Origin of the sequence: Streptomyces sp. NPDC058877 (assembly GCF_042742855.1) — a bacterium.
Classification (GTDB): Bacteria; Actinomycetota; Actinomycetes; order Streptomycetales; family Streptomycetaceae; genus Streptomyces.
This window is the reverse complement of the sequence record NZ_JBHYMF010000289.1, coordinates 1-6478: the sequence shown is the minus strand read 5'-3', so window position 1 is coordinate 6478 and position 6478 is coordinate 1. Positions and strand designations below refer to the sequence as shown.

Genomic DNA, 6478 nt, shown 5'->3' with positions numbered 1-6478 from the left:
CCCGTAGACCGGGCCTCCGACAGCGCATCGGGCGACACGCTCGCCGGGGGCTTTCCGCACCCCGCCGGGGTCGGACGGTTCGACTGCGTGACGGACCCGTCACCGGGCCGCCAACGGTCCGGTCCGTCACCCCCCGTACGTGGCCTGTCCGTCCCCGAGCACCTCGGCGAAGTCCGCCGCGAGCCGCATCGCGTCCTCCGGCACGAGCGCCGCCGTGGTGATGCGCACGGCCGGCGGGGCGTCGATCCGGAACCTGGCTCCCGCGGCCACCCACCACCCTTGTGTCCGCAGCCCGTTCACCACGGCAGATTCGTCCCGGACCGGTACCCACACATTGAGTCCGCTCGCCCCGACCGCCCGGATCCCATGCGCCCCCAGTGCGCCGATCAGCGCGGTGCGGCGCTCCCCGTACGCCCGTCGGCCCGTCGCCACCAGTTCCCGCACCGCTTCGTCGGCGAGCAGTCCGGCCACCGTCTCCTGCAGGACGTGACTGACCCAGCCCGAAGTCATCAGCATCCGGCCGTCGTGCCGCGCCAGCGTCACCGCATCGCAGGCCACACCGGCCCAACGCAGGTCGATGCCGAGGTGCTTCGACACGGTCCGCACCTGGGCCCACCGGTCGAGTCCGGCTGCTGCGAGCGTGTGCGAGGCGGCCCCGCCGGCCTCCGCGTGGTGGTCGTCCTCGATGACGAGCACCTCGGGGAACTCGCCCAGTAGCGCGACCAGTTCGTTCCTGCGCGCCTGGGTGAAGAACGCCCCGGTCGGGCATTGACCCCGTGGACTGCACACCACCGCGCGCACCCCGCTGCGCAAGGCGCTCCGCAGCGCGTCCGGGACGAGTCCCTCGCCGTCCACCGTCACCGGCACCATCCGCAACCCCAATGCGGGAACCAGGTCCAGCAGGTGGTGGAATCCGGGGTCCTCCACCGCGACGGCGTCGCCGGGCCGCAGTTCCGTCGACAGCAGGCGCGCGATGCAGTCGAGCGCACCGTGCGCGAAGGTGACGTGCTCGGCCGGAACCCCGTCCCGCTCGAACCACGCCCGGGTCAGTGCTTCCAGGTCGGCGAGCCGCGGGGCGGCGCGATGGGAGCCGTAGACGGGGGCCACGGTCGCCGGAAAGCGGAGCACGGGCAGGAACGCCGGGTCCGGATGTCCGCCCGCCAGGTCCACCAGGCCGGTCGGCACGCGCGGAGGTCGTCGGGAGGCAACCGCCGGGGCCTCCGCCACCACGGTTCCGCCGCGACCCCGCGTGACGATCAGCCCGCGCTGCCGCAACTCCTTGTAGGCCGTCGCGACGGTCCCCGGACTCACCCCCAGGTCCTCGGCGAGCCGCCGCACCGGCGGCAGGGCGTCACCCGGGGCGAGCCCGCCCTCGGACATGCCCCGTTCCACGGACGCGGCAATCCCCTTGGCCGTCGTTCCTTCGATCGCATATTGTGCTGCCACGTAATCAAGTATGTATCAATACAAAAGAGTTGGCAAGGGGGACCCATGAACCGCACCACCCCATCCACCCGCCCACCCCTCAAGGACCGCATCCCCGGAGGCCCCGACGGCCGCCGCATGCTCCTCGTCGGTTTCATTGACAAGTGCGGCACCGGGCTCTGGTCCACGGCCATGGCCCTCTACTTCACCTACGTGACCGGCCTCGGCCTCGGCCAGGTCGGCCTCCTGATCGCCCTCTCCGGCGCGGCGGGCATCGCCGGCGCCCCCCTCGGAGGCCGCCTCGCCGACCGCTTCCCCCTCGTGCGCGTCATCATCTGCAGCCAACTCCTCCGCGCCGCGGCCCTCCTCGCCCTCCTCACCACCGACCACTACCCCCTGCTCGTCCTCTTCGCCGCCGTCGGCGCCCTCCCCGACCGCGCCACCAACGTCCTCACCAAGCTCTACGCGGCCCGCGTCGCCGGCTCCGAGCGCATCCGTTACCAGGCCATCAACCGCACCATCTCCAACTTCGGCTGGACCCTCGGCGGCCTCGGCGCCGCCGCGGCGCTCGCAGTCGGCTCCAGCACCGCCTTCCACCTCCTGCTGCTCGGCAACGCCTTCTCCTACCTCGTGATGGCCGCCCTCACCTTCCGCTGCGCCGAACCACCCGCCCCCGCCGCCTTCCGCGTCACCGCTCCCTCCGCCGACGAGGCCCGCACGACAAAGCCCTCCAACCCGTGGCGCGACCGGGGTTTCCTCGCCTTCACCGCCGGAGAGTCCGTCTTCTTCCTCCACGACTCGATCCTCCAGGTGGCCCTGCCGCTCTGGATCGTCCACGCCACCGACGCCCCCGTCGGCCTCGCGCCGCTCCTGCTCGTCATCAACAGCGTCCTCGTCGTGCTCTTCCAGGTCCCGCTCTCCCGCTTCGGCGCCACCACCGACGACGCCCGTCGGCTGCTCGCACCCCTTGCGGGCCTCTTCGCCCTCGGCACCCTCGCCCTCGGCGCCTCTCCCCTCGGCGGACCCGTCCTCGCCGTGACGGCCCTGGTGGTCGCAGCCGTCGCCCTCACCTTCGCCGAGATGCTCCACACCATTGCGTCCTGGGAGATCTCCGTTGCCCTGGCACCCGACGACGCCCAGGGCGCCTACCTCGGAGTCCACGGCCTCGCCCAGTCCACCCAGCGCTTCGCCGGCCCCCTGCTCGTGACCGGCATCGTCTCCGTGGGCCCCCTCGCCTGGCCCGCCCTCGGAGCCGCCCTCGTCGCGACCACCGCAGCCCAGCGCCGCCTCGTTCGCCGCCGACTCTCCGATCTCCGACCGGTCACTGTCAGTGTCGAAAGTTACTCTGAGTGAGCATTGATCGGACCGTCACCAGGGGGAGACATGAACCGGACCGGCACCACCGCCGCATACCTCCGACGCGCCCTGCGCCGCGAAGTTTCCAGCACCGTCGGCCTCCTCGCCGACGAGCGGGACTTCGCAGCCATGCGCAGGTACCGCACCTTCGCCTTCGACGACCACACCACCTATCTGCACCAGGTCGAGGCCCTCCTCAAGACCCTCACGGCCCGGGGCGGCCACACCACCGTCATCCTCTTCGACCCAGAGGAGTACGCGACCTGGTGCACCGAAACGGGCACCGACCCCGACCAGCCCACCAGCCGCAGTCGCTTCACCGCCCAGCGGGCCACCACTGCCGCCCGCGTCACCTACACCGGCCAACCCCTCACCGCCCTCCTCCCCGAACTGGTCGACGCCGCAACCCGCCGGGCCACCTGGGAGTACGCCACCACCGTCCTCGCCACCGCCGGCGATTGCGCGGGGTGCGGGGAGGACCTCGGCGAAATGGCGTACGAGCGGGCCGCCCTGCTGCTGGCTCGCCTCCTCGACGCCGCGGGTCCGGGCACCCACCACCTCGTCTGCAGCGTCCGGGCCGCCGGTGACCAACTCCTCGCCGTCCTCCACGCCCACGACACCGCACTTCCCCGTGATGACACCGCCACCGAATTCACCGCGGTCCTCGCCACCGGCATCGCCCTGACCGCACCCGGCGGAGTCGTCCTGCGCACCAGCAACCCCGACGGCCCCGACCGCCTCCACGGCTGGCGCCTCTCGGGCGACACCCTGACCCCGCTCACCGAGGCCGAGGTCTTCGCCGCCTACTGCACCGACGCGCGCACCGGCGAACCGATCCCCCCGGAAAGGGGAGTCGAGTACCACGCAGGCCTCCCCCTCGCTCCCGCCCCCGACGACGGAACCGACCACCACTGACCCCAACCATGACGAAGGGGCTCCCCGTCACCCAGTGACGGGAAGCCCCTCCTCACACCATCGACACCGCTAGGAGATCACTCCCCGGAGAGCACCGCCTGCGCGGCCAACCGCGCCTCGTGCGCCGTGTCCGCGGCCCGCGCCGCGGAGGCGGCACGCTCGCACTGCGCCAGCGTGTACTTCGCGAGCGTCGCCCGCACGTAGGGGATCGACGCCGCACCCATGGACAGGGAGGTGACCCCCAGACCCGTCAGCACACACGCGAGCAGCGGATCCGAGGCCGCCTCGCCGCAGACACCGCAGCTCTTGCCCTCGGCCTTGGCCGCCTCGGCGGACAGCGCCACCAGGTCGAGCAGCGCCGGCTGCCACGGGTCCTGAAGCCGGGACACCGCACCGACCTGACGGTCGGCCGCGAAGGTGTACTGGGCGAGGTCATTGGTGCCCAGCGACAGGAACTCGACCTCCTGGAGGATCGAGCGCGCCCGCAGCGCAGCCGACGGGATCTCGACCATCGCACCGAACTTCGCCCGCAACCCCGCCTCGCGGCACGCGTCCGCAAACGCCTTGGCATCCGTACGGTCGGCCACCATCGGAGCCATGACCTCGAGGTACACCGGCAGCCCCTCGGCCGCCTTCGCCAGCGCGGTCAGCTGGGTCCGCAGCACCTCCGGGTGGTCGAGCAGCGACCGCAGGCCCCGCACCCCGAGCGCGGGGTTGGGCTCGTCCACCGGGGTCAGGAAGTCCAGCGGCTTGTCGGCTCCCGCGTCGAGCACCCGCACGACCACGCGACCCTCGGGGAACGCCTCGAGGACCCTGCGGTAGGCATCGACCTGCTTCTCCTCGGACGGAGCGTTCTTGCTGTCGTCGAGGAACAGGAACTCCGTGCGGAACAGTCCGACGCCTTCGGCACCCGCCTCCACCGCAGCCGGCACGTCCGCCGGCCCACCGACGTTGGCGAGCAGCGGCACCTTGTGGCCGTCGGAGGTGGCCCCCGGACCACTGGACGTGGCCAGTGCGGCCTTGCGCTCCGCCGCGGCCTTCGTCAGCTGCTCCTTCTTCTCCTCGCTCGGGTCCACGAAGAGCTCGCCGGTGGAGCCGTCGACCGCGATGAGCGTGCCCTCGGCCAGCTCACCCGCGCCGGGCAGCGCCACGATCGCCGGCACGCCCAGGGCCCGCGCGAGGATCGCACTGTGGCTGGTCGGTCCGCCTTCCTCCGTCACGAAGCCGAGCACCAACGCAGGGTCGAGCAGCGCCGTGTCCGCAGGCGCCAGGTCCCGCGCGATCAGCACGTACGGCTCGTCGCTGTCCGGCACGCCGGGCATCGGCACTCCGAGCAGACGGGCGACGATCCGGTTCCGCACGTCGTCCAGGTCGGCGACTCGGCCCGCCATGTACTCGCCGGCGCCCGCGAGCAACTCCCGGTAGTGCGAGAACGCGTCGTAGATGCCCCGTTCCGCCGTGCTGCCGACCGCGATCCTGCGGTCCACATCCGCGATGAGCTCCGGGTCCTGAGCGATCATCGCTTGTGCCTCGAGCACCGCCTGGGCCTCACCGCCGGCCAGATTGCCCCGGGCGATCAGATCCGCGGCCACTGCCTCCACGGCCTGACGGGCGCGCCCCTGTTCGCGCTCCGCCTCGTCCGCGGGAATCTGCTTGGCCGGCGGCTCCAGAACCGCAGTGCCCATGTGCCGGACCTCGCCGATCGCCACTCCGTGGCTGACGCCGACGCCTTGCAGCGTTGTCTCCATCTCACCTGTCTCCGATTGAGCGACGGTCCCGGCCGCCGCATTGAATGTCGAACTCGCGGTCGTCACGGGGACGGCCCGGCTCAGCTCCAGCCGAAGAGCTGGTCGCCGGCCTTCACGTCGCCGTTCTCGACGACATCGGAGAGCGAGTCCGCAGTGGCCTCCAGGGCCACGATGGGACAGATGGGGGACTTGCCGGCCGCTTCGACCTCGGAAGGGTTCCAACGCACGACGGCCTGCCCGCGCGTCACGGTGTCGCCCTTGCTGACGAGGAGTTCGAAGCCCTGCCCATTGAGCTGGACGGTGTCGATGCCGAGATGGGTGAGCACGCCGTGCCCTTCACCGTCGACCACGACGAAGGCGTGCGGGTGCATGGAGACGACGACCCCATCGATGGGGGATACGGCCTCCGAAGGCTCACGTACGGGATCGATGGCGGTACCGGGACCGACCATCGCACCGGAGAAGACGGGGTCGGGAACTGCGGCGAGACCGATGGCGCGTCCAACGAGCGGCGACGTCACGGTTGTCATGGGAAGCCTCCCAGGGGCGGAGATTGTGTGGCGCCGTCACTACCTGTCCTGGACGGCGTACTGCTCTGAAGCGTATGTCATGGGAAGTCCCGGTTCCGCACGAGATGTACTAGTTGGGCGGAGCTAGGGACCACCAGAAACGGTTTGCCTCTACTGACGGTGGGATGTACTGTCGTACTCCTGCCTGACCCCAACGCGGCTTTGGGTCGCGGGTCGGCAGTACCTATCAAGCCAGATCCTAACCCCAGTGGTCTACACCTCTGCATGCTCGCAGCGATGTGGTCAGGAGGGCCGAGAAAGCCTGGTAGTGTTCAACCCCGCTGGGAACGGAAAAGCGAAAGCGAATTCCAATCCCAGCGAACCGCTCCGGCGGGTGGCAGAAACGGAAATCGGATCTGCTAAGCTGGATAACGAAGGAAGCGCCCGGAGGGCCTGGGAACAGGAACGATGGAAGCGTCCGTATCTTGAGAACTCAACAGCGTGCCAAAAATCAACGCCAGATTA

At 70.7% G+C, this 6478-nt stretch carries 5 protein-coding genes; 2 read left to right on the top strand and 3 right to left on the bottom strand.

The window, feature by feature from the left end; translation table 11 throughout:
* Positions 1 to 126 precede the first annotated feature (126 nt).
* Complete coding sequence (locus ACFW2Y_RS34015; RefSeq protein ID WP_384887083.1) at positions 127 to 1446, bottom strand: aminotransferase class I/II-fold pyridoxal phosphate-dependent enzyme; 1320 nt, start codon at positions 1444 to 1446, stop codon at positions 127 to 129.
* A 45-nt stretch (positions 1447 to 1491) separates the two neighbouring features.
* Between ACFW2Y_RS34015 and ACFW2Y_RS34010 the strand changes: the two genes are divergently transcribed.
* Together ACFW2Y_RS34010 and ACFW2Y_RS34005 are read left to right on the top strand one after the other, a co-directional pair.
* Positions 1492 to 2778 carry an MFS transporter gene (locus ACFW2Y_RS34010; RefSeq protein WP_384887080.1) on the top strand — a complete coding sequence of 429 codons (1287 nt, stop codon included), beginning with the start codon at positions 1492 to 1494 and terminating at the stop codon, positions 2776 to 2778.
* A gap of 30 nt (positions 2779 to 2808) precedes the next feature.
* Positions 2809 to 3696, top strand: a complete 888-nt coding sequence (locus ACFW2Y_RS34005) for a hypothetical protein (protein WP_384887077.1) — start codon at positions 2809 to 2811, stop codon at positions 3694 to 3696.
* Between the two features lie 77 nt (positions 3697 to 3773).
* On the opposite strand, the gene ptsP is transcribed toward ACFW2Y_RS34005, so the two are convergent.
* Together ptsP and ACFW2Y_RS33995 are read right to left on the bottom strand one after the other, a co-directional pair.
* The gene (gene ptsP / locus ACFW2Y_RS34000; RefSeq protein WP_384887074.1) at positions 3774 to 5444 is read right to left on the bottom strand and encodes a phosphoenolpyruvate--protein phosphotransferase; all 1671 of its coding nucleotides are present in this window, start codon (positions 5442 to 5444) and stop codon (positions 3774 to 3776) included.
* 80 nt (positions 5445 to 5524) lie between these two features.
* Positions 5525 to 5974, bottom strand: coding sequence for a PTS glucose transporter subunit IIA (locus ACFW2Y_RS33995; protein ID WP_384887070.1), 450 nt, complete (start codon positions 5972 to 5974; stop codon positions 5525 to 5527).
* Positions 5975 to 6478 lie beyond the last annotated feature (504 nt).

What these genes read in the sequence shown, in the direction of transcription:
- ACFW2Y_RS34010 (WP_384887080.1), top strand. Translation starts at nt 1,492, where the DNA reads ATGAACCGCACCACCCCATCCACCCGCCCACCCCTCAAGGACCGCATC.
- ACFW2Y_RS34005 (WP_384887077.1), top strand. Translation starts at nt 2,809, where the DNA reads ATGAACCGGACCGGCACCACCGCCGCATACCTCCGACGCGCCCTGCGC.
- ptsP (WP_384887074.1), bottom strand. Translation starts at nt 5,444, where the DNA reads ATGGAGACAACGCTGCAAGGCGTCGGCGTCAGCCACGGAGTGGCGATC.
- ACFW2Y_RS33995 (WP_384887070.1), bottom strand. Translation starts at nt 5,974, where the DNA reads ATGACAACCGTGACGTCGCCGCTCGTTGGACGCGCCATCGGTCTCGCC.